Source organism: Streptomyces sp. NPDC036984 (assembly GCF_055607665.1).
The window spans coordinates 209335-231686 of sequence record NZ_JBVJRL010000013.1 but is presented as its reverse complement, the minus strand read 5'-3'; the positions used below and the strand labels follow the sequence as shown (position 1 = coordinate 231686).

General features: G+C 73.8%; 20 protein-coding genes and 2 pseudogenes. 7 read left to right on the top strand and 15 right to left on the bottom strand.

Going from position 1 to position 22352, the window contains the following annotated elements:
- Positions 1 to 39: 39 nt before the first annotated feature.
- Both ACZ7DL_RS24115 and ACZ7DL_RS24110 read right to left on the bottom strand, forming a co-directional pair.
- Positions 40 to 495, bottom strand: a complete 456-nt coding sequence (locus tag ACZ7DL_RS24115; protein ID WP_470776884.1) for an ATP-binding protein — start codon at positions 493 to 495, stop codon at positions 40 to 42.
- A gap of 625 nt (positions 496 to 1120) precedes the next feature.
- A pseudogene (locus ACZ7DL_RS24110) lies at positions 1121 to 2281 on the bottom strand (DUF6777 domain-containing protein); the annotation flags it as partial.
- Positions 2282 to 2545: 264 nt separating this feature from the next.
- On the opposite strand from ACZ7DL_RS24110, the pseudogene ACZ7DL_RS24105 reads away from it, so the two are divergent.
- Positions 2546 to 3377, top strand: a pseudogene (locus ACZ7DL_RS24105) (streptophobe family protein).
- A 38-nt stretch (positions 3378 to 3415) separates the two neighbouring features.
- Here the strand turns inward: ACZ7DL_RS24105 and ACZ7DL_RS24100 are convergent.
- From ACZ7DL_RS24100 to ACZ7DL_RS24090, 3 genes are all read right to left on the bottom strand, one after another.
- Entirely contained in the window at positions 3416 to 4393 is a 978-nt protein-coding gene (locus ACZ7DL_RS24100) for a serine/threonine-protein kinase (protein ID WP_470776882.1), read from the bottom strand.
- Positions 4393 to 4935: an SH3 domain-containing protein gene (locus tag ACZ7DL_RS24095; protein ID WP_470776880.1), complete on the bottom strand. Its 543-nt coding sequence runs from the start codon at positions 4933 to 4935 to the stop codon at positions 4393 to 4395. Before ACZ7DL_RS24095 ends, ACZ7DL_RS24100 begins: the two co-directional genes overlap by 1 nt.
- A gap of 474 nt (positions 4936 to 5409) precedes the next feature.
- Positions 5410 to 5820 carry a hypothetical protein gene (locus ACZ7DL_RS24090; protein WP_470776878.1) on the bottom strand — a complete coding sequence of 137 codons (411 nt, stop codon included), beginning with the start codon at positions 5818 to 5820 and terminating at the stop codon, positions 5410 to 5412.
- A gap of 316 nt (positions 5821 to 6136) precedes the next feature.
- On the opposite strand from ACZ7DL_RS24090, the gene ACZ7DL_RS24085 reads away from it, so the two are divergent.
- Positions 6137 to 6520 (top strand): nuclear transport factor 2 family protein, encoded by a 384-nt coding sequence (locus tag ACZ7DL_RS24085; RefSeq protein ID WP_470776876.1) that lies wholly within the window; start codon positions 6137 to 6139, stop codon positions 6518 to 6520.
- A 57-nt stretch (positions 6521 to 6577) separates the two neighbouring features.
- On the opposite strand, the gene mgrA is transcribed toward ACZ7DL_RS24085, so the two are convergent.
- Entirely contained in the window at positions 6578 to 7570 is a 993-nt protein-coding gene (gene mgrA, locus ACZ7DL_RS24080; RefSeq protein ID WP_470776874.1) for an L-glyceraldehyde 3-phosphate reductase, read from the bottom strand.
- A gap of 112 nt (positions 7571 to 7682) precedes the next feature.
- On the opposite strand from mgrA, the gene ACZ7DL_RS24075 reads away from it, so the two are divergent.
- The gene (locus ACZ7DL_RS24075) at positions 7683 to 8591 is read left to right on the top strand and encodes a LysR family transcriptional regulator (RefSeq protein ID WP_470776872.1); all 909 of its coding nucleotides are present in this window, start codon (positions 7683 to 7685) and stop codon (positions 8589 to 8591) included.
- A 384-nt stretch (positions 8592 to 8975) separates the two neighbouring features.
- On the top strand, positions 8976 to 9491 hold the full coding sequence (locus ACZ7DL_RS24070; protein WP_470776870.1) for a mycothiol transferase: 516 nt from the start codon (positions 8976 to 8978) through the stop codon (positions 9489 to 9491).
- Here ACZ7DL_RS24070 and ACZ7DL_RS24065 read toward each other — a convergent pair.
- The 5 genes from ACZ7DL_RS24065 to ACZ7DL_RS24045 form a co-directional block, all read right to left on the bottom strand.
- The gene (locus ACZ7DL_RS24065) at positions 9473 to 10552 is read right to left on the bottom strand and encodes an adenosine deaminase (protein WP_470776868.1); all 1080 of its coding nucleotides are present in this window, start codon (positions 10550 to 10552) and stop codon (positions 9473 to 9475) included. The genes ACZ7DL_RS24070 and ACZ7DL_RS24065 overlap by 19 nt on opposite strands.
- Positions 10553 to 10600: 48 nt before the next feature.
- Positions 10601 to 10993 (bottom strand): VOC family protein, encoded by a 393-nt coding sequence (locus ACZ7DL_RS24060; protein ID WP_470776866.1) that lies wholly within the window; start codon positions 10991 to 10993, stop codon positions 10601 to 10603.
- A 314-nt stretch (positions 10994 to 11307) separates the two neighbouring features.
- Complete coding sequence (locus ACZ7DL_RS24055) at positions 11308 to 12201, bottom strand: aldo/keto reductase (protein WP_470776864.1); 894 nt, start codon at positions 12199 to 12201, stop codon at positions 11308 to 11310.
- Between the two features lie 255 nt (positions 12202 to 12456).
- On the bottom strand, positions 12457 to 13155 hold the full coding sequence (locus tag ACZ7DL_RS24050) for a GlxA family transcriptional regulator (protein WP_470776862.1): 699 nt from the start codon (positions 13153 to 13155) through the stop codon (positions 12457 to 12459).
- Between the two features lie 337 nt (positions 13156 to 13492).
- A complete protein-coding gene (locus ACZ7DL_RS24045; RefSeq protein WP_470776860.1) occupies positions 13493 to 14815 on the bottom strand; it encodes an aldehyde dehydrogenase family protein in 1323 nt (440 codons plus the stop codon).
- Positions 14816 to 15108: 293 nt separating this feature from the next.
- Here ACZ7DL_RS24045 and ACZ7DL_RS24040 point away from each other — a divergent pair, with 293 nt between their 5' ends.
- Entirely contained in the window at positions 15109 to 16152 is a 1044-nt protein-coding gene (locus ACZ7DL_RS24040) for an acyl-CoA dehydrogenase family protein (protein ID WP_470776858.1), read from the top strand.
- Between the two features lie 40 nt (positions 16153 to 16192).
- Here the strand turns inward: ACZ7DL_RS24040 and ACZ7DL_RS24035 are convergent, their stop codons facing one another.
- From ACZ7DL_RS24035 to ACZ7DL_RS24025, 3 genes are all read right to left on the bottom strand, one after another.
- Complete coding sequence (locus ACZ7DL_RS24035) at positions 16193 to 17335, bottom strand: LLM class flavin-dependent oxidoreductase (protein ID WP_470776856.1); 1143 nt, start codon at positions 17333 to 17335, stop codon at positions 16193 to 16195.
- A gap of 368 nt (positions 17336 to 17703) precedes the next feature.
- The gene (locus tag ACZ7DL_RS24030) at positions 17704 to 17787 is read right to left on the bottom strand and encodes a putative leader peptide (protein ID WP_470776927.1); all 84 of its coding nucleotides are present in this window, start codon (positions 17785 to 17787) and stop codon (positions 17704 to 17706) included.
- Between the two features lie 150 nt (positions 17788 to 17937).
- The gene (locus ACZ7DL_RS24025) at positions 17938 to 18114 is read right to left on the bottom strand and encodes a hypothetical protein (protein WP_470776854.1); all 177 of its coding nucleotides are present in this window, start codon (positions 18112 to 18114) and stop codon (positions 17938 to 17940) included.
- Between the two features lie 188 nt (positions 18115 to 18302).
- Between ACZ7DL_RS24025 and ACZ7DL_RS24020 the strand changes: the two genes are divergently transcribed.
- Together ACZ7DL_RS24020 and ACZ7DL_RS24015 are read left to right on the top strand one after the other, a co-directional pair.
- A complete protein-coding gene (locus tag ACZ7DL_RS24020; RefSeq protein ID WP_470776852.1) occupies positions 18303 to 19820 on the top strand; it encodes an SDR family oxidoreductase in 1518 nt (505 codons plus the stop codon).
- A 68-nt stretch (positions 19821 to 19888) separates the two neighbouring features.
- Positions 19889 to 21265, top strand: a complete 1377-nt coding sequence (locus ACZ7DL_RS24015; RefSeq protein ID WP_470776850.1) for a cryptochrome/photolyase family protein — start codon at positions 19889 to 19891, stop codon at positions 21263 to 21265.
- Here ACZ7DL_RS24015 and ACZ7DL_RS24010 read toward each other — a convergent pair.
- Positions 21240 to 22292, bottom strand: coding sequence for a MerR family transcriptional regulator (locus ACZ7DL_RS24010; RefSeq protein ID WP_470776847.1), 1053 nt, complete (start codon positions 22290 to 22292; stop codon positions 21240 to 21242). The two genes, ACZ7DL_RS24015 and ACZ7DL_RS24010, sit on opposite strands and share 26 nt — an antisense overlap.
- Positions 22293 to 22352 lie beyond the last annotated feature (60 nt).

The following is a 22352-nucleotide window of genomic DNA, read 5'->3' as shown; positions in this document are numbered from 1 at the left end:
CGCGGCTCCGCGAGGCGCCCCGACCCTGGCCGGGACGCCTCAGCGCTGCTTGAGGTGGAAGATGGCCCGTACCCGCTTGCCCACGGGCACGCGCTCCACGGTGACCTGCGAGGCGAGGGCGTGCACGATCTCCAGACCGTGCCGCCCGACACGCGCGGGATCCTTCGGGTACCGGCGGGGCAGAGCCGTGCTGCTGTCGTACACGGACACCGCGACGGAGGCGTCCGTGCCCTCCAGCTCCAGGATGTAGGGGCCACTGCTGTGCTGGTCGGCGTTGGTGACCAGTTCGCTCACCAGCAGGAGCAGCTCGCCGGCGGCGCGGCTGTCGGTGACGGCGCACCACTCGGTCCGCAGCTGCTGGAGGAACTGGGCCGCGAAAGCGCGCGCCTCGGCGATGCATCCGGATTCTCCGGTGTAGTGCGCCGCGCGCCTCAGCGGCTCCACAGGTACGTCGAAGCCAGTCGGTATCACTGCCCCGCCCAGGTGCTCGGTCATGCTGTCTCTCTCGGAAAACCCGGTCCGGCCGGTCGCTGTTGCACCAGTCCTCGTACCCCGAGCCGGGCCCGGCAGTCCACCCGATGCGTTCGCCGACCGGGTGAAGTGGCGAGAGTCACGGCGCCGGGCGCTGCGGTGCGACGGCTCACGTCTCGTCAGAGCCGGGCCGCTCCGGCGGGGAGGCGGGCTCCTCCTGCTGGCCGCCGGTCTCCTGCTCACTGGTTCCGGGGGCGACCGAGGAGACGGGTCCGGACTCCGGCAGGGACCCCGCCGAGGACGGGGGCGTGACGGCGGACGTCTCCTCCGACGGAGAGCCCGGCGACGGGGCCGAGGACTCGCTGGACGGTGTCTTGCTCGACGGCGTCTCACCGGACGGTGACGTCGTCTCCGGCTCCGAGGAGGACGTGGACTCGGAGGGCGAGGAGGACTTCTCGGACGGCGACGAGGACTCCTCGGACGGCGAGGAGGATTCGGACGACGGCGAGGAAGACTTCTCGGACGGCGAGGAGGACTCGGAAGACGGCGACGACGACTTCTCGGACGGCGAGGAGGACTCGGAAGACGGCGACGACGACTTCTCGGACGGCGACGACGAAGAGGACGAGGGGGAGGAGGACGACGACGAGGGGGACGTCGAGGACGACGAGGTCGATGTGGAGGGGCCGGTCCCGGACGAGCTCGGCGGGCAGGCCGGGCCGGAGCCGGGCGCCCTGGTCGCACCGGGGGTGGGCGCGCACGGGGTCGACTGGTTCCAGGGACGCGGGTGCAGGGGCGGCTTGCCGTGCTGGTCGTGGCGGCCGTTCTCGTCGCCGCGGTGGCGGTGCAGCCACTCGTGGTGGTGGGGGTCGTAGATGACGAAGACGTTGACGATCACCGGTGCCGGCGTCACCACGACGACGTTCGAGGGCCGGTACGAGGACCAGTGCCGGCCGACCACCTTCGGGGCGGTGCGCTGGGCGACCGGCTGGGCCAGCGGGTTGCCGCAGGCGCAGCGCAGCCGGGGCATGCCGTGCCCGTCGACCAGGACGGCGGTGCCGGTCTGGAGGACGGACTGGTAGGTGGTGGTCGATCCGTTCCGGTAGCCGTGGTTGGTGACACGGGTGTCCGCGCGCAGCTGCACCGACGTGAGCGAGCGCAGGTAGGCGGGGACGGCGGAGGGCTGTACGCCGGCCTTCGCCGCGAACGCCCGGTTCTTGGCCGAGTCGGCCTGGAGGGCCCGGATCTGCCTCTCGACGTCACAGCTGGACGTCTTCCGGATGCCGCTGTACAGGCCGGGGGCTCCGCCCTGCACCCCGCGGAGCGCGTTGGCCGGGGCGCTGGGTGCCTGGGAGGCCGACGTGCCGGTGCCTCTGCTCGGTGCGGTGCCGGTGCCTCTGCTTGTGCTGGTGCCGGTGCCGGGGGCGGTGCCGGGGGCGGTGCCTGTGCCGGTGCCGGGGGCGGTGGGAGGCTTGGACTGCGGGGAAACGTCCTTCGCGGTCGATTCCGTGAAGGGGTCCTGGCCCGTACTGTTGGCGGCTTCCAGGAAGACCTCGCCGCCCTTGGCGGTGGATCCGCCACCGCCCGGGCGGGTGAAGACCACCGCGAGGACCACGGCGGCCACCAGGGCGGCGGTGAGCGCTGCGACGCGGGGTGCCGCCTTCCACCACGGCCCGTGCGGCCCTCTGTGCCCGAAGCCGCCGGCCGGCGGCTGCCCGGGCGGCGGGCCGGAGGGCGGCTTGGAGGAGCCCGACAGCGGTCCGGAGGGCGGCCCGGTGGGGCGGCCGGATGACGGAGGTTCGACGCTCACGAGCACTTCTTCCCGTCGCGATGCGCGGCATTGATCAAATAATCCCGTTAGTCCCTTTTTGGTGCATTTGGGTGCACATTGATCCTATTGTGTGCCGCGATGGCGGGTGGCTCGCAAGCCGACGCCGACGGCGCGCCCGGCGGGCGGGGCGCCCGGCCGCTGCTTAGCGTGGCAAGGGTGAGCTCTCCGACCGTCCCCGCGCGGCCCGTCGCCCGCCACGGCTGGGCGCAGGGCGTGGCCGCGGTGCTGACCGGGGTGGCCGTGATGGTCCTGGTGGTGGCGCTGGGACTGTGGGCGGCCGGTGCCGCGGATCTGCCGGACGGCGCATTCCCGCGCGTGGTGGCCGCGACCGTGGTCACGGCGGTCGGCGGCAGCGTGCGGTTCTCCGGCGACGCGGGCGTGTTCGCCCGGACCCAGGCCGGCCTCACCCTGCTCCCGCTGTCGGTCACGCTCGCCGGTGCCCTGGTGCTCGGCGCCGGCTTTCTGCGCCCACTGCGGCACCGTGCGGTCGCCTCGGCCGGGGAGCTGGCCGGCTGGGCGGCCCGGCTCGGGGTGCCGTGGCTGCTCGTACTGTTCGGCCTGGCCTTCGGTGCCCGGCAGACGTTCGCCGTGGACGTGGGCAGCGGCACCCTCAGCGAGCTCACCGGATCGTTCGACGCGACGCCGAGGGTCGGGGTCACCACGGACGTGCCGCGGACCGTGCTGTTCGGTCTGGCCTGGCTGACCGGTGTGCTGCTGCTGGCCCTGCTGGTGGCGCGCGGGGCTCCGCTGCCGACGCGGCTGCTGCGCCGCCAGGAGGCGGTGCGCCCGGCGGCGCACGCGATGGTGGAGCTGCTGCTCGGCTCCGTCGTCGTCGGTCTGATCGCCGCCCTGATCACGGCCGCCACCCAGGGGCACGCCCGCACGACCTGCGCGCTGATCCTGCTGGGCCGACGGCATCGGCGACCTGGGCGGCGGCCTGTCCGGAGAGGTGTTCCTGGAGCCCCGGCGGTGGCAGGCGGTGGGCCTGGGGGCACTGTGGGGACTGGTGGCCGGCTTCCTGGGCGGCCTGCCGGCCAGGCCGGTGCGCCGCGGGGGCCCGGTGGACACGCCGTAGCCCTGACTCCGGGTGGACCTGCTCGCCCGGCCCTCACCTCACTCCCGGAACACCGGCCCGGCCCAGTCCGGGGGCGGTGGAGCGGGCTCGGCGGGCACCCCAGGGTCCGGATCCTGCTCCGGGCCGCCGCTCGCGGGTGCGGCGGTCACGGCCGTGCGCAGGGCGGCGACGAAATCCAGGCAGCTGTCGTAGCGGTCGTCCGGGCTCTTGGCCAGGGCCTTGGCGAAGACGGCGTCGACGGCCCGGGCGAGACCGGGGCATACCCCGCTCGGCGGGGGCGGCTCGTCGTACTGGTGAGCCCAGAGCAGGGCCATGTCGTCCTCGCGCTGGAACGGCGGACGGCCGGTGAGGGTCTCGTAGACGACGCAGGAGAGGCCGTAGACATCGCAGCGGCCGTCGACCGGGCGCCCGGAGATCTGCTCCGGGGCGACGTAGTCGAGGGTGCCGACGAACTGGCCGACGCTGGTGAACCCGGTCAGGGACAGCGACTTCTTGGTGAGCCCGAAGTCGGTGAGGTACACGTGCTCGGGGTGGTCGCTGTCGGTGCCCTCGGCGACCAGGATGTTGCCCGGCTTGACGTCCCGGTGCACCAGGCCGTGCTCGTGGGCGGCGTCCAGGGCGGAGGCCACCTGGGCGGCGATCCGCACCGTGTCCGGCGGCGGCAACGGGCCGCGGACGTCGAGGAGGTGGCGCAGGTCGCTGCCGGAGACGTACCGCATCGCGATGTAGAGCACCCCGTCGGTCTCGCCGGCCTCGAAGACGGGCACGATGTGCGGATGGTCGATCGACGCGGCCACCTGGGACTCGTGCGTGAAGCGCCGGCGGAAGGTGTCGTTGCGGGCCAGTTCCGGGGCGAGCAGTTTGAGCGCGACGATGCGGCCCAGGCGCTGGTCGCGGGCCCGGTAGACGACGGCCATGCCCCCGCGCCCGACCTCACTCTCGATCAGGTAGCTCGCCACCTGCCGGCCGATCAGCTCCGAGGGACGGCCGGAGAACAAGCTGGTCTGACGCGGCATCAGTGCTCACCCTCGGGCGGGACCGTCCGGGTCGGGGCGTGCCCGGAGTCGTCCGTGCCGGTGACCGCCCGGTCGGTGGCGTAGGTCGTCAGCCGCCGTCCGTCGCCGTACACCCACCGCCCTTCCTGCGGGTCGTACAGCCACATGGACTCGCCGTCGACCACCAGCCCGATCCGCAGGCCCTGGGTGCGGGCCTCGAACGCCTCGCCGTCCAGGTCGCCGGCCGCCAGTTCCTCCACGGCGGACCGGTAGTCGGCCAGCGCCTGTTCGGCACGGGCCAGCAGGGGCCGGGGATCGGCGCTGCCGTCGGGGCCGTCGGTGGCGGGCGGGTCCTCGGGTACGGCGACGAGGCGGCGGCCGTCGACCCAGGCGGCCCACCCGTTGGCACAGCGGATGTGTCCCCAGTCGCCGCTCCGCTCGACGAGCTCCACCGGCAGCAGCGCGTCCAGCGGCACGGTGGGCCGTGCCGGGTCCGGGGCCTCCCAGGCGGGCAGGCCGGTCGGCGGGACGACGTGCGTGGGCCGGAATCCGCGAGGGGTCATCGCCTGCCTGCTTCCGCATCACGGTCGGGCCCCGCCGGTGCGGCGGCAGGGCGGCGGCCCATCCGTCGGGCACGGACGGCAGCGGCGGCCCGGCCGGGCCGAGCAGCCGGACGCCCGCGTCCAGGCCGGCCCCCGGCGGGGCGGCCGGGGTGAGCGCCACGGGCCTGGCCGAAGGTGATCGTGCCGAGCACCGCGGCCCCGGCCGGGCGGGCGGACCCGGGCAGGCCGTCGGCGCGACGCGGCGCCGCGGGGTACCAGGGGTCCCGGGCATCGTCGAAAACGATGTCGCTCCATGGGTCCCGTCCGACGTGGTGGTCGTGGCCCGGACTCGGCACTGTGGAGCCCGCCTCGGTCTCCAGGACGAGTGCGGGCGCCGTCGGGGCGACCGGCCGCTCCGCCATGGCCAGAATTGTACCGATTCGCCCAGCGGGGCGCCGCCCTCGGTCCGGGTCCGCGGACCGCCGTGGACACGTGTCAGGCGACGGGCACGACGAGCGCCGGGAGGGTGCGCTGCATCCGCAGGGCGTCCACGGACTCGGCGAGCAGCTCGTACTCGGTCGTGTCGTCGCTGGCGGCGATCCGCACCAGCCGCCCGCCCGCCAACTCGTCGGCGATCAGTTCCTGCTGGACGTCGTCCGCACACCAGGAGCGCAGCAGGGCGGGTACGTCGGCCACCGTGTCCGCGACCGGCACCAGCGCGCCGGCCGGGAAGGCGGTGGCCTCCGGACTCGGATCGAGCCGCTCCGCGATCCAGGACGCCCGGTCCCGCAGCCACCACAGGGCCAGGGCCAGGGTCGGCGCGCGGTAGGTGCCGAGCGGTACGCCGATGCGCCGGCCGTCGCACATGCCGTACGCCGTGACATGGCACAGGAATTCGTCGTGCACGCCTCACTCCCCCGTCGCCTCGCTCAACTGGCCGGCCGGCCCCTCGCTTTCCGTGCGGCTGCTGTGCGGTGAAGTGTCCCTGCCGTTCGAGTATCGCCACTACCGAAACACTGTCACCATGCCTTTCCGGCCAGTCTGTTGGCATATTCACCGCCCGTTTCGGCCGGAATGAGGTGGGCTGTGCGGCCGTCCGGCCATGACCTCGGAGGTAATCGACCCCGCCCCTTCCCTCCGGCATGGTGGTCACACCGGATCGACGCAGCCCCGGATCCGGCCCCTGACCAGCACAGACGACCTCGATGGAGGCTGATTCACCATGGCCGTGCACACCGACCGTTACGAGAGCGCCGCCGCCCGTTACTTCGCGGCCTGGAACGCCACCGGGCCGGAGGCCGTCGAGAAGGCCGTCGCCGCCGCCTGGAGCGCGGACGGCGGCTACACCGATCCCCTCGCCGACGTCCGCGGGCACGAGCAGATCGCGGCGGTGATCGCGGCGGCCCACGAGCAGTTCCCCGGTTTCACGTTCCGTCCGCTCGGCGCGGTCGACGGGCACCACGACACGGCGCGCTTCGGCTGGGAGCTGGTGAACCGGGCCGACGGCTCCGCTCCGGTCGCCGGCTTCGACGTGATCACGCTGGACGCGGACGGCCGTATCCGCTCCGTGCTCGGTTTCCTCGACCGGGTGCCGGACGGTGCGTGAGGCCCTGCGCGGGGGACCCGGAGGCGGCGGGCCGCCTCCGGGTGCCGGGCGAAGGTCTCACTGCTTGACGATCGCGTCGATCCGCGCCAGCTCGTCGGCGTCGAAGTCAAGGTTGCGCAGGGCGCCGACGCTGTCCTCCAGCTGCCGTGGGCTGCTCGCGCCGACCAGCGCGGAGGTGACCCGGCCGCCGCGGAGCACCCAGGCCAGGGCCAGCTGGGCCAGGGTCTGCCCGCGCGACGCGGCCACCTCGTTCAGCGCGCGCAGCCGGGCGACCAGGTCCTCGGTGACCGCGTCCGTGTTCAGGAACGGGCTGTCGCTCGCGGCCCGGGAGTCCTCGGGGATGCCGTCGAGGTAGCGGCCGGTGAGCAGGCCCTGCTCCAGCGGGGAGTACACGATGGAGCCGGCCCGGAGTTCGTCCAGGGCGTCGAGCAGACCCTCGTCCTCGGGGCGCCGGTCCAGCATCGAGTAGCGCGGCTGGTGGATGAGGAGCGGGGTGCCGAGGTCGGCGAGGATGCGCGCGGCCTCGCGGGTCTGCTCCGCCGAGTAGTTGGAGACGCCGACGTACAGCGCCTTGCCCTGCTGCACCGCCGAGTGCAGCGCGCCCATCGTCTCCTCCAGCGGAGTGTCCGGGTCGGGGCGGTGCGAGTAGAAGATGTCGACGTAGTCCAGGCCCATGCGCTTGAGGCTCTGGTCGAGCGAGGAGAGCAGGTACTTGCGCGAGCCCCACTCGCCGTACGGGCCGGGCCACATCAGATAGCCGGCCTTGGTGGAGACGACCAGCTCGTCGCGGTGGGCGGCGAAGTCAGCCGCGAGCGCCCCACCGAGGGCGGACTCGGCGGCGCCGGGCGGCGGGCCGTAGTTGTTGGCCAGGTCGAAGTGGGTGATGCCGAGGTCGAAGGCGCGGCGGAGGATGGCCCGCTGTGTCTCGACGGGCCGGTCGGGCCCGAAGTTGTGCCAGAGGCCGAGCGACAGTGCGGGGAGCTTCAGGCCGCTGCGGCCGGTGCGCCGGTAGGGCATGTCGGCGTAGCGGTCGGGGTGTGCGGTGTACAACGCGACTCCAGAGGGGGTGGGCACACGGTCTGCCTGTTCCACTCTTCCCCCGGCGGCGGACAGCGGTCCAACAGAAGAATCCGATGGAATTCAGCGGTTACGCTTCTCAATCATGGAACTGCGCCATCTCCAGCACTTCGTCGCGGTCGCCGAGGACCAGCATTTCACCCGGGCCGCCGAACGTCTGATGGTGTCCCAGTCGGGTCTGTCGGCGTCCATCCGGGCGCTGGAGCGGGAGCTGCGGGCGCCGTTGTTCGTGCGGACCACCCGCCGGGTGACCCTGACCGAGGCGGGGCGGGCGCTGCTGGTGGAGGCCGAGCGGATCCTCGCGCAGGTGCGGGCGGCGCACGAGGCGGTGGCGGCGGTACAGGGCGTGCTGCGCGGCACGCTCTCGCTCGGCACCGAGCAGTGCATCGCCGGGGTGCACGTGGCCCGGCTGCTGGCGGCCTTCCGCGGCCGGCACCCGGACGTGGAGATCCGGCTGCGGCAGGCCGGCTCGGGCGCCCTGGCCGAGGAGGTCGCGGCCGGGCGGCTCGACCTGGCCTTCGCCTACCGCACCCAGGCCGACACCGACCAGCTGCGCTCGGTGTCGCTGACCAGCGAGCCGATGATCGTGCTGTGCCACCCCAGCCACCGGCTGGCCGCGGCCGCGGCCGTGCTCGCCCCGGACGACCTCGCCGGGGAGGTCTTCGTCGACTTCCACCCGGACTGGGGCCCGCGCCGCACCACCGACGCCGCGTTCGCCGCGGCCGGTGTCCGGCGCACGGTCGCACTGGAGGTCAACGACGTGCACAGCCTGCTGGACCTGGTGGACGAGAACCTGGGCATCGCCGTCGTACCCCGGCACTTCCGGCACAAGCGGCCGGCGCTCACGGCACTGCCGCTGAAGGGCGGGGGCGAGGCGGGGTACGAGACGGTCGCCCTGCTGCCGCCGGAGCGCGCCACGAGCCCGGCCGCCCGGGCACTGGTCACCCTGCTGGAAAGCGGGAGCCTGGCACTCCAGGAGACGTACCGGCCCTGAGAGGGCACGCCTATCGGCTCGACCGGCCTCGGGACCGGTGAGCTCGCATGGTGAGGTGTCGCGGCTTCCTTACGGCAGCGGGCCGCCGTCACTCCGCGCCGACTGCGGACTGCGGGGGCTGCGCTCGCGTTGACGGCGCCAGTGGCACGGTCCGGGTCATGGAGCAGCCCTCGCACTCGGCTGCATGGCTGTCATGGATTCGACAAGGTTGCCGTGATCCTCGCCGTGCAGGACTTCACCTGCGAGCCGGTGGCGCGGGTGCCGGCCGGCCGGGCGGGTGCCGGCCGACGGGGCTGGTGCGGCCGGCGGGGCGGGCGCCGCCGGGGTTTCACGGAAGCCCGATTCCGGACGCGTGAGCGGCGGCGATTTGCGATGGTGGACGGTATGCATGCGAAGGACATCCTCATCGACGGCTACGGCCGCATCCAGGAAGAAGTCCATGCCGCCCTCGACGGCCTCGGCCCGGACGAACTGCACCACCGCCCGGCCCCCGACGCCAACTCCATCGCCTGGTTGGTCTGGCACCTCACCCGGGTGCAGGACGACCACATCGCCGACGCCTTCGACCTCGACCAGGTGTGGCTCTCCCAGGGCTGGGAGAAGCGTTTCGGCCTCGACCTGCCCCGGCACGACACCGGCTACGGGCACAGCCCCGCGAAGGTCGCGAAGGTGCGGGTCGAGTCGGCGGACCTGCTCGCCGAGTACTACGACGCCGTCCACGACCAGACCCTCGGCGCGCTGCGCTCCGTGGCCGCCAAGGATCTGGAACGCGTCGTGGACGAACGCTGGGACCCCCCGGTCACGCTGGGGGTCCGCCTGGTGAGCGTCCTGTCCGACGATCTTCAGCACATCGGACAGGCCGCCTACCTCAGGGGGCTGCTTCAGAGCGCGGCCGCGTAACCCGGCAGGACCACGTCCTCGATGAGGGACTTGCGCTCGTCGAACGGGATGAAGGCGCTCTTGAGGGCGTTCACCGTGACCGTGCGCAGGTCCTCGACCGTCCAGCCGGCCTCCTCGACCAGCAGGGACATCTCGCGGGTCATCGTCGTACCGGAGACCAGACGGTTGTCGGTGTTCAGGGTGACCCGGAAGCCGAGGTCCTTCAGCGCGGTGATCGGGTGCTCGGCGATCGAAGTGGCGCAGCCCGTCTGGAGGTTGGAGGTGGGGCACATCTCCAGGGCGATGCGGCGGTCGCGCACCCAGGAGGCGAGGCGGCCGAGCTTGCCGGCCGTGAGGTCGGGGATGTCCTCGGTGAGCCGCACACCGTGGCCGATGCGCTGGGCGCCGCACACCTGGAGCGCCTGGTGGATGCTGGGCAGGCCGTGCGCCTCGCCGGCGTGGATGGTGAAGGGCACGTTCTCGCGGCGCAGGTGCTCGAAGGCCGCCAGGTGGTCGGCGGGCGGGAAGCCGTCCTCGGCGCCGGCGATGTCGAAGCCCACGACACCGGCGTCGCGGTAGGCGACGGCCAGGTCGGCGGCCTCGCGGACGCGGTCGAACATCCGCATGCCACAGAGCAGGGTGCCGACGCGGACGGGGGTGCCGGCGGCGGCCGCCTTGGCCATACCGGCGGCGAGGCCCTCCTGGACGGTCTCCACCACCTCGCTCATCGTCAGCCCGCCCTTGGTGTTCAGCTCGGGGGCGTAGCGCACCTCGGCGTAGACGACACCGTCGGCGGCGAGGTCGAGGACGTACTCCTCGGCGGTGCGCAGCAGGCCCTCGCGGGTCTGCATGACGGCGAGGGTGTGCTCGAAGGTGGCGATGTAGCGGACCAGGTCGCCGGAGTTGGCGGCCTCGAAGTACCAGGCGGCCAGCTCGTCGGGGTCGGTGGTCGGCAACTGGTGGCCGACCGCGGCCGCGAGCTCGACGACAGTGGCGGGGCGCAGGCCGCCGTCGAGGTGGTCGTGCAGGACGGCCTTCGGGAGGCGGCGGATCACATCGGCATCTACGCGCGTAGCAGTCATGGCGGGGTCTTTCCTTGAACGGGGCGGTTCGGTGCGGCGGGACGAGGATCAGCCGGCGGGCTGGAGCAGGTCCCAGCGGTTGCCGTACAGGTCCTGGAAGACGGCGACCGTGCCGTACGGCTCGTGGCGCGGCTCCTCCAGGAAGGTCACGCCGGCGGCGGTCATCCGGGCGTGGTCGCGGTCGAAGTCGTCGGTGTGCAGGAAGAAGCCGACTCGCCCACCGGCCTGGTCGCCGATCCGGGCCCGCTGGTCCTCGCCCTTGGCGCGGGCCAGGAGCAGTCCGGTGCCGGGTCCGTCGCCGCCGGGTTCCACGACGACCCAGCGCGAGCCGTCGGGGCGCGGGGCGTCCTCGGCGAGACGGAATCCGAGGGCCTCGGTGTAGAAGCGGATGGCCTCGTCGTAGTCGTCGACGACGAGGGTGACCAGGGCGAGGCGGTGCATCGTGACCTTCCGGTGGGGGTGGTTAGCGGGTGAGGTTATACGTAAAACCCGACCGGCGCCAGTCCCTGTTCTACGCGCGTCGCGGAGGGGCTGGGGCGGGGGTTCCGTCAGGGCCTCCCGCACCGGAACGGCCGGCCTCCGCCACCGGGTGGCGGAGGCCGGCCGTTCCGGTGCGGGAGGGCACACGGGGCGGGGTGGTGGCCGTAGTCATCCGCGTGCCGCCCGCGGCCGCGCGCCTCCGTCCCCGCGGCGCTGCATCTCCGTCCCGGACATCAGGTGCCGGCCGCGCAGCTCACTTTCCTCGTGTCACGCCGTCACCGCGCGCGGTTCAGCCGCGCCAGTTCCTCGTCGGTGAGCCGGAGCGCTCCGGCGGCGACGTTCTCGACCAGGTGGCCGGGGTCGCCGGTGCCGGGAATGGCGAGGACGTGCGGGCCCTGGTGCAGCGTCCAGGCGATGCGGACCTGGGCGGGGCTCACGCCACGGGCCCGGGCGACGGAGAGCACCGCGTCCTCGTGAGCGGTTGTCGCGCCGTGCTCTCCTCCCGCTCCGGCCACGGCGTAGAAGGGGACGAAGGCGATGCCGTGCTCGCCGCACAGCCGCAGGACCTCGTCGTCGAGGGGGTCGGAGCGGTCCACCGCGTACCGGTTCTGCACGGACACCACCGGCGCGATGTCCAGCGCCTCGGCGAGGTGCCGGGGTTCCACGGCGGAGATCCCGAGGTGCCGGATCAGTCCCGCCTCCCGCAACTCGGCGAGCGCGCCGAAGTCTTCGGCGATGGAGTCCTGGCGCATCCGGCGGAGATAGACGAGGTCGAGATGGTCCCGCCCGAGCTGGCGCAGGTTCTCCTCGACGTGCCCGCGCAGCTGATCGGGCCGGGCGGAGGTGCCCCACTCGCCGTCGTAGTCGCGGTAGGGGCCGACCTTGGTGGCGATGACCAGGTCGTCGGGGTACGGGGAGAGCGCCGTGTTGATGAGTTCGTTGGCGGACCGCAGCGACGAGAAGTAGAAGGCCGCCGTGTCGATGTGGTTCACGCCGAGTTCGACGGCCTTGCGCAGGACGGCGATCGACCGTTCCCGCCGGCTCGGGGTGCCGAGGTGGAAGGCGGCGCTGCCCGTCAGCCGCATCGCACCGAAGCCGATGCGGTGGACGGGCAGGTCGCCGAGCTTCCAGGTGCCGGAGGCGTCCGCGGTGATCGTTTCGACAGTCATCGGCGGAGTCTCGCACACGGCACCCGGCCGGGCGTCAGCAGTGCTGGTTCGCGCCCGGGGCGACCCCGAGGATCTGGGTGAAGCGCCGGCGGTGACCCGGCTCTGCACCTGGGCGGACATTCCACGGTTTGCCGGGCCCACCAGCACGCCGCCGCGGCCCGCGACATGATCGCCGCAGGTGGACCGCCGCCGCGCGGCGCGGTGTTTCACAGGCGACCACCTATGAAACGCCACGTCCGGCCCAGTCACCCGCGGTCACCGACCAGTCTTCACGCTCGGGCGGTGAGTGAAGGCGCCTCGGTAGGCGGCCGGGGTCATGCCGATCTGGCGGCTCAGGTGCTGGCGGAGCGACTCGCCGGAGCCGAGGCCGCTGCGGCGGGCCACATGGTCGACGGTGAGATCGGTGGTCTCCAGCAGCTCGCGGGCCCGCAGCAGCCGCTGCTGGAGCAGCCATTGGAACGGGGTCACACCAGTCTCGGTGGTGAAGCGGCGGGTCAGGGTCCGCACACTGACCTTGGCCTGACCGGCCAGGTCGTGCAGGGAGATCGGCTGGTCCAAATGCTGCAGTGCCCAGATGCGGGCCGCGTCCAATGAGGAGTCGGTCTTGGCCGGCAGTGGGGTCTGCACGAACTGCGCCTGCCCGCCGTGGCGCACTGGGGTGACGACGGCGGCGCGGGCTGCCGCGTTGGCCACGGCCGCGCCGTAGTCGGAGCTGATCAGGTGCAGGCACAGGTCGATCCCGGCGGCCGAGCCCGCACCGGTGACGATCGGTCCGTCCTCGGCGAACAGCCGGTCGGCGTCCACGCGCACCGAAGGGAAGGCGCGCTGCAGTTCCTCGGCCAGGGCCCAGTGGGTGGTGGCAGCACGGCCGTCGAGGAGCCCGGCCTGGGCGAGGACGAAGGCGCCGCTGCAGATCGAGGCAATGCGCTTGCCCGCAGCGGCCGCCTCCCGCAAGGCGTCCAGACGGTGTCCTCGCGGTGCCGGTCGGCGACTCCGCCACGCTGAGCCTCACGCTTCGCGAGCCGTACGCCGTGGCACCCAGACCCGGGAAGCCGGTCCGGGAGGTACGTGAGATCCGCTTCGCAGCGGGCAACACCCGCGAGGCCGTAAGCGCCCTCACCGCAGACGTTTCCGCGGATTGACCCCCTGCCGGCGACGAGCTTCGCAGGCAGGCGTGGGTGCAGGTGCAGATGAGTCGATCGCCGACCGGTTGCGCGGGCGAACTCCGCGGAGGCACACCGAAGTCGGGCCCGGCCGCGGGATGCGGCCGGGCCCGGGGAGGGCGGGGAACTCAGCTCAGCGGCTTGGCGAGGACCGCCTTGCGGTGGCTGAACGTCTCGATGGAGTAGCGGCCGTGGTAGTTGCCCATGCCGCTCTCCCCCACCCCGCCGAACGGCAGGTCGGAGACGGTCAGATGGGCGAGCGGCAGGCCGTGGCCGAGGCCCCCCGAGGAGGTCTCGGCGGCGATGCGCTCACGGGTCTGGTCGGACTCGCTGAAGACGTACAGCGCGAGGGGCTTGTCGCGGTCGTTGATGAAGCCGATGGCCTCGTCGAGGCCGGCCACCGTGACGATGGGCAGGATGGGGCCGAAGATCTCCTCCTGCATCACGGGTGACTCCGGGTCGACGTCCGCGAGGACGGTGGGCGCGAGGTACTTCGCCGCCCGGTCACCGACACCGCCGACGGCGACGCGGCCCGAGCCGAGCAGGGCGGACAGCCGGTCGAAGTGCCGCTCGTTGATGATCCGGCCGTACTCCGGCGAGCGCTGCGGGTCGGGGCCGAACAGGTCCTCGACCACGCGGACCAGCGCGGTCTCCAGCGCCGCGGCGGTCTCCGGGTCGGTCAGCACGTAGTCGGGGGCGACACAGGTCTGGCCGGCGTTGAGGAACTTGCCGCGCACGAGCCGGTCCGCGACCGCGCCCAGGTCGGTGCCGCGGTCGACGAACACCGGGGATTTGCCGCCCAGTTCGAGGGTGACCGGGGTGAGGTGCTCTGCGGCGGCCCGCATGACGATGCGGCCGACGGCGCCGTTGCCGGTGTAGAAGATGTGGTCGAAGCGCTCGGCCAGCAGGGCCGTGGTCTCCGGGACGCCGCCCTCGACCACGGCGACCGCGTCGGTGTCCAGGTAGGCCGGGATCAGCTCGGCCAGCGCGGCGGAGGTGGCGGAGGCCAGCTCGCTCGGCTTGGCGACGACCGCGTTGCCGGAGGCCAGTGCGCCGACCATGGGGGCGAGCAGGAGCTGCGCCGGGTAATTCCAGGGGGCGATGACGAGGACGACACCCAGCGGGTCGTACTGCGTCCAGGCCGTGGCGTCGGCGCCGAGGTGCGGCGGGACGGGCGCGGGCTCCGGGCGCAGCCAGTCCGCCAGGTGCTCCAGGGTGTGGTCGATCTCGCGGACGGTGAAGTCGATCTCGGTGCGATGGGCTTCGGCGCTGCTCTTGCCGAGGTCGGCGTGGAGTGCGGCGGCGAGGTCGGCGCCGCGTTCCGTGAGCATCGCGCGCAGCCGGCGCAGCTGGTCGGTGCGCCACTCGACGGGCTTCGTGCGGCCGGTGGCGAAGGTGGCGCGCAGCCGGGCCACGACGTCGGCGGGCTGCTCGGGGTGAGGGTGGTTCACGGGTGCCTCGCTGGGGTGCACGGGCTGGTTCGGCCCGAGCCTAGGGTCTCGTGGGACAGATGTAAACGCCAACCTTTCAGGTACTCAAGTTCATTCCCAGGCGCCGGAGGGTGACGAGGGTCACGTGTGCCCCGGGTGGAGAGCCGGCACCCGCTGCCCGGCTCTCCGGCCGGGACGGCTTCGCGCGACGCCTCGCACGACGGCCGAACCCCTTCCCCGGCTCGGTGGCCGGGGCCGCCTCGCGCGACACCCCGCACCACGGCCGGGGAAACGATCTCCGGAAGAATCCCCCCATGGACATCACCGCGCATCCGCTCGTCGTCCGCGCCCGCCGGCTCGCCGCCGACCTGCTGGTACCCGAGGCCGAGCGCGTCGACCAGGAGGGCGTGCCCGCGAGCCACATCGAGGCGGTCAAGCGGTCGGGGCTGCTCGGGGTGGTGGCACCGGTGGACCACGGCGGCTCGGGGGCGCCGGCCGCCGTACTGCGCGAGACAGCGGAGATCCTGTCCGGGGCGTGCTGTGCGACCTGGTTCGTCCAGACCCAGCACCACACTCCGGTGCAGACCCTGGCACGGAGCGAACTGCCGGTTCGCGAGCGGCTGTTGGGTCCGTTGTCCCGCGGGGAGCTGCTGTCCGGGGTGGCGTACGCGCATCTGCGGTCGTATCCGCGCCGCCCGGTGCGGGTACGCCGGGAGGGCGACGGCTGGCGGTTCGACGGGACCGTCCCCTGGTACACCGGGTGGGGTCTGAACGACGTCATGCTGCTGGCCGGGGTCACCGACTCCGGCGAGGTGCTGTTCGCCTTCGCCGAGGCACGCGAGCAGCCGGGGCTGCGGGCCTCGCCGCCGATGCGGCTCGCGGCCCTCACCGCCGCGCGCACCGTGTCGCTGGAGCTGGACGGCCTGTGGCTGCCCGCCGAGGCGGTGGCCCTGCGCGCACCGCACGAGCGCTGGGCCACCGGGGACCGGGCCAAGACGCTGAACACCAACCCGGCGGTCTTCGGCGTGGCGGCGGCCGCGCTGTCCCTGCTGGACGACGAGACGGCGGCCCCGCTCCGCTCCCGCCTCGCCGACGTGCGCCGCCGCGCCTACGCCCTGGCCGACCATCCGGCACCGCAGGAGCGGGCCGGGGAGCGGCTGGCGGTGCGCGCGGAGGCGTACGAGGTGCTGCGCACGGCCACCACGGCGGCGGTGGTGGCGGGCGGCGGCCGCGCGATGGCCCTGACCAGCCGAGCCCAGCGCCTCGCCCGGGAGGGGCTGTTCCTGCTGGTGCAGGGCCAGACGGCGGAGTCACGCGAGGCGCACCTGCGCGCGCTCGGCGGGGTGCCGGCTGTGTGACGGCCCCCGTACCGCCGTTCGGCCCGCCCCTCAGTGGCGCTCAGTCGGCGAACGGCACCTGCGCGGAGCCGGCGACCGCCGCAGCGCCGGGGTGCGTCCACAGTCCCCGCGCGGCGAGCCGGGGCAGGACACCCTCGCCGAACCAGTACGCCTCCTCCAGGTGCGGATAGCCGGAGAGGACGAACTCGTCGATGCCGAGGGCGTGGTACTCCTCGATGCGCTCGGCGATCTCGTCGTGGCTGCCGACCAGGGCCGTGCCGGCGCCGCCGCGTACGAGCCCGATGCCGGCCCACAGGTTGGGGTGGATCTCCAGGCTCGCCCGGCTGCCGCCGTGCAGCGCGAGCATGCGCCGCTGGCCCTCCGACTCGCTGCGGCCGAGGCCCGCCTGTACGGCCCGTACGGTCTCCGGGTCGAACCCGGCGAGCAGCCGGTCCGCCTCGGCCCAGGCCTGCGCCGCGGTGTCGCGGGCGATGACGTGCAGCCGGATCCCGAAGCGCAGGGTACGGCCGTGCCCGGCGGCCGACTTCCGGATCCAGGCGATCTTCTCGGCGACCTGGGCAGGCGGTTCGCCCCAGGTGAGGTAGACGTCGGCGTACCGGGCGGCGACCTCGCCGGCGGCGGGCGAGGAACCGCCGAAGTACACCTCGGGCGCCGGAGCGGGCAAGCGGCTGAGCTTCGCCTCCTCGACCCGGAGGTGCTCCCCGTGCAGGTCGACGCTCTTTCCTTCCCACAACTCCCGCACGATGTGCAGGAATTCGCCGGTACGGCGGTACCGGGCGTCCTTGTCGAGGAAGTCGCCGTAGGCCCGCTGCTCGTGGCTCTCGCCGCCAGTGACGACGTTGAGCAGCAGCCGTCCGCCGGTCTGCCGCTGGAAGGTGGACGCCATCTGGGCGGCGAGCGTGGGCGAGACGAAGCCGGGCCGGAACGCGACCAGGAACTTCAGCCGTTCGGTGTGCCGGCTGACCATGGCGGTGGTCAGCCACGCGTCCTCGCACCAGGCGCCGGTCGGGGTGAGGGCGGCGACGAAGCCCAGGTCTTCGGCGGCCCGGGCGATCTGGCTCAGGTACCCGACGGTGGGCGGCCGGTCCCGGCCGGAGGCGGTCGCCGGGGTGCCGTGGCCGCCGCCGACGACATCGCGGCTGTCGCCGTTGGTGGGCAGGAACCAGTGGAAGGTGAGGGACACGCGGGTCTCCGATCAGGGCAGTCCGTGCCGGGGCGGCCGGGTTGCGTTGCACACGTACCGGCCCGGGTGCCGGATCGTCCGGCGGGCCGGGTCGTGCCGTCGATGGGTGCGGGTGTGAGGCGCCAGGGCCTGCGGACACCGCGAACCGCCGCTGCCGCGCGGTGCCCTGCCGCCGGGTGACGTGGACGAAAAGGGCCGCGGAGCAGGCGGATTTCAGGGAGCCGCGGGCATGCGGAATTCCGGTGGCGGAATTGCTCCGTGCCGATTTCCGGACGTACCGCATTCCACACGGAACGGAGTCGTCCGGGGGAATTCAGGCGGTGCCGGGAAGGAAGTGAGCGCGGCGGACCGGGCGAAGAGCCGCGCGATCAGGCCGCGACGCGACAGGAGGCGCTGGAGACGCGCGCGAGGTCGACATGGCGTCGTCGCGTGAGGTCCAGTCGCGTGGTCATGGCGTCGATCGTGGCAGCAGCCGGTGACGGCCGTCAAGGAGGGCCCGGCCGGTCCCGCATCGCGGACCATTGCTTTTCCGTGAAGGCGCGGCCGTGGAAACCATGTTGTGCGGCCGCGCCTTCTGCACGGCACGAGGGTGACGGCCGGGCTCAGGCGCCGCCGTCCTCCTCGCGGCCCTCGACCACCACGAGGAAAGCGTCCGACTTCAGGTCCATCACCACGGTCGCCGGTTCACCCTCGGCGCGCCGGGCCGCCGCGTACTCCTCCGCCGGCCACGATCCCCGCGGAGCCCCTGCCGGAAAACGCTCCAACACCCTCGCACCCATGGCGGCGGCCACCTCCTGCGTCGCTGACCGGACGGAAACGTACATCGTGTACCGATTCGGCTGCCCCGGATCCGCGAGGACATGTCGGACGATTCCCGTGCCGCCGTTCCGGTGATGCAGCGCATCCGGGGACCCGGTGCGGGGGGAAGTGATGACAGGGGGCCGCCGACACGGAGGATCCGGAAGCGATGAACCACGACGACCCGGCGGACGGGATCCCGCTCCGCTGCCTGGTGACCGGTGCCACCGGATACATCGGCGGGCGGCTGGTGCCCGAGCTGCTGGCCGCCGGGCACCGGGTGCGCTGCCTGGCCCGCTCCCCCGGCAAGCTGCGCGACCACCCCTGGGCGAGGGAGACGGAGGTGGTGCGGGGCGATGTCACGGACGCGGAGTCGGTCGCCGCGGCGATGCGGGACGTGGACGTGGCGTACTACCTGGTGCACGCGCTCGGCAGCGGCAAGGGCTTCGAGGAGACCGACCGCCACGCGGCCCGCATCTTCGGGGAACAGGCGAAGGCGGCCGGCGTGCGGCGCATCGTCTACCTCGGCGCTCTCGCCCCGGACGAGGTCCCCGACGACCGCCTCTCCCCGCACCTGAGGTCCCGCGTGCAGGTGGGCCGCATCCTGCTGGCCTCGGGCGTGCCGACCGCCGTGCTGCGTGCCGCCGTCATCATCGGCTCGGGCTCCGCGTCCTTCGAGATGCTGCGGTATCTCACCGAGCGGCTGCCGGTGATGGTCACGCCCAGCTGGGTGCGCACCCGCATCCAGCCCATCGCCGTCCGGGACGTGCTGCGCCTCCTCGCCGGCAGCGCGCGGCTGCCCGCGGACGTCAACCGCTGCTTCGACATCGGCGGGCCGGACGTCCTGACGTACCGGGACATGATGGTCCGGTACGCGCGCGTCGCGGGACTCCCCCGGCGGCTCATCGTGTCCGTGCCGGTGCTCACTCCGGGCCTGTCCAGCCACTGGGTGGGGCTCGTCACGCCCGTGCCCGCATCGATCGCGCGGCCGCTGACCGAGTCGCTGCGGCACGAGGTGGTCTGCCACGAGCACGACATCGCCCGGTACCTGCCGGACCCGCCGGGGCATCCGCTCGGCTTCGACCAGGCGGTGCAGCTGGCCCTGCGCCGGGTGCGCGAGGCGGCGGTGAGCACGCGCTGGTCGTCCGCCTCGGTGCCCGGCGCGCCCAGCGAGCCGTTGCCCACCGACCCCGCCTGGGCCGGCGGCAGCCTGTACACCGACCGGCGCGAGGCGGTGGTGGACGCCCCGGTGCACGAGCTGTGGCGGGTGATCGAGGGCGTGGGCGGGGAGAACGGCTGGTACTCCTTCCCGCTCGCCTGGAGCCTGCGCGGCTGGCTGGACCGGCTGGCCGGCGGTGTCGGTCTGCGCCGGGGCCGCCGGGACGCCGAGCGGCTGCGGGCCGGTGATTCGCTGGACTTCTGGCGGGTGGAGGAGATCGAGCCGGGTCACCTGCTGCGGCTGCGGGCGGAGATGCGGCTGCCCGGTCTGGCCTGGCTGGAGATGTCCGCCGAGCCGGACGGCGACGGCCGCAGCCGGTACCGCCAGCGGGCCCTGTTCCATCCGCGCGGGCTGCTCGGCCACGCCTATTGGTGGGGTGTCTCGCCGTTCCACGCCGTGGTGTTCGGCGGGATGGCCCGCAACATCGCGCGGGCGGCGGCCCGGCAGGCGCCCGGGTCCGTGCGCTGAGGGTGCATCCGCCGGGCCCGGCACACCGGAACCGCTCAGCGTCCGCATCCCCGACCCGGAGCCGCGCCATGTACGTCTCGGTCGTCCTGTTCACCGCCGACCTGCGCCTTCAGGACCACCCGCCCCTGCGGGCCGCGCTGTCCGGTCCCCGCGAGGTGGTCCCGCTGTTCGTCCGCGACACCGGTGTGGCCGGCGCGGGTTTCGCGGCCCCCAACCGGACGGCGTTCCTCGCCGACTGCCTGCGGGACCTGGACGCCGGGCTGCGCCGGCGCGGCGGGCGGCTGGTGGTGCGCTCGGGTGACGTCGTGACGGAGGTGTGCCGAGTGGCCGCGGAGGCGGATGCCGACGAGGTGCACATGGCGGCCGACGTGAGTGCCTACGCCCATCGCCGGGAACGGCGGCTGCGGCGCGCCCTGGAGGCCGAGGGGCGCCGGCTGTACGTGCACGACGCGGTGACCACCGCGGTGCCGCCCGGCGCGGTGACCCCCGCCTCCTCGGACCACTTCGCCGTGTTCACGCCGTACTTCCGGCAGTGGTCGGAGCAGCCGCTGCGGGCCGTGCTCGACGCGCCCCGCTCGGTCCGCGTCCCGCCGGGCATCGGCTCCGAGGAACTGCCGTCGCGGGCCGCGCCGCCGGAGATCTCGCCGGGGCTGGCCGAGGGCGGCGAGACGGCGGGACGGAAGCGGCTCGCCGCCTGGCTCCGCTCCGGCGTCGCCGCCTACGAGGACCGGCACGACGACCTGGCCGGGGACGCCACCTCGCGGCTCTCGCCGCATCTGCACTTCGGCACCCTCTCCCCCGTCGAGCTGGTCCACCGGGCGCGCCGCGCGGGCGGGCCTGGAGCGGAGGCGTTCGTACGGCAGGTCGCGTGGCGGGACTTCCACCGGCAGGTGCTGGCGGCGCGGCCCGGCGCGGCCGTGGCCGACTACCGCACCAAGCACGACCGCTGGCGCTCGGAGCGGACGGCGGGTGACGACATCGAGGCGTGGCGTCAGGGCCGTACCGGCTATCCGGTGGTCGACGCGGCGATGCGTCAGCTGCTGTACGAGGGGTGGATGCACAACCGGGCCCGGCTGCTCGCGGCGAGCTTCCTGGCCAAGACGCTGTACGTCGACTGGCGGGTCGGGGCCCGGCACTTCCTGGACCTGCTGGTCGACGGGGACGTGGCCAACAACCAGCTGAACTGGCAGTGGGTCGCGGGCACCGGCACGGACACCCGCCCGAACCGGGTCCTCAACCCCGTCACCCAGGGCAAGCGGCACGACCCCGACGGCGCCTACGTCCGGCGCTGGGTGCCCGAGCTGCGGGACGTCGCGGGCGCGGCGGTGCACGAGCCGTGGAAGCTGCGGGGTGCGGACCGGGCGCACGCCGACGCGTATCCGGACCCGGTCATCGATCTCGCCGACGGCCTGGCCCGCTTCAGGCGGGCCCGGGACCGCGGCTGAGCGGGCCGGTCCGGCGGCCGTCGGCCGGCGCGGTGCCGCAGGTGGCCGCAAGGATGTCGAGGGCCTCGGGCAGGGCGGTCGGGCGGAGTGCGCCGCGGGCGGGCCGGCCGGCCCAGCCGGGGCCGCCGAGCATCATCAGCGGTGCCGAGCGCGCTCCCTTGACGCCCCACTCCATGGCGGCGACGTGCTCGGCCAGCGGCGGACTCGCGGTGGAGCGGGCCTGCGCCCACAGCACGACGGCCGCCGGGCCCAGCCGCCGTACCGCCGTCACGAGTGCGTCCGGCGGCACCGCGGCGCCGAACATCCGGGTCGGGACACCGAGCCGGCTCAGTGCGGCGTTGAGCGCCTCCAGCGGGAGGGTGTGCTGCTCGCCGGGGACGCAGGCCAGGAGCACCGGGCCCGCCCCCGGGGCGCCGGCCGTCGCCGCCGACTGCCGCGTGTGGCGGCGCAGGGTGGTGGACACGTGCCAGGACAGCAGGTGCTCCACGGCGACGTACCGGTCCCCCGCCGAGGCCCATCGGCGGCCCACGGCGTGCAGGGTCGGCACCATCACGTCCTGCCAGGCGGCCACCACGCCGTACCGGGTCACGGCGGCCTCCAGCCGCTCCCCGACGGCCGGGGCGTCGAGCCGGACGGCGGCACGGGCCAGGCCCCGGCCGTCCTGCCGGGCGTCGGCGGGCGGCGACATGCCGGCGGCCGGTGCCGGGCCGGTACGCCCGGGCGGTGCGGTGCCGGCCGGGCGCCGGGCGGCTGCCGAGGCCGCCCGCTCCTTGGCGGCCCGGGCGGCCTCGGCGGGCGGCACGCCGGACGCGGTCAGCCGGCACATGGTCTCCAGCATCGTCACGTCCTCGGGCGTCCATCGCCGGTGCCGGCCCTCGGCACGGGTGGCGGGGCCGAGGCCGTAACGGCGGTCCCAGGAGCGGAGCGTGGTGGGCGAGACGCCGAGCCGGCGGGCCAGCGCACCGGTCGTCAGGTTCGGCTCGCCCGGCTCGGCGGCCCCGGCACCGCTCGCGTCCCTCGCGTCCATGCAACGACCATACGACGCAGAATCGATGCGTGTTGGAGCGGCGGAGCACCGGCTCCCACG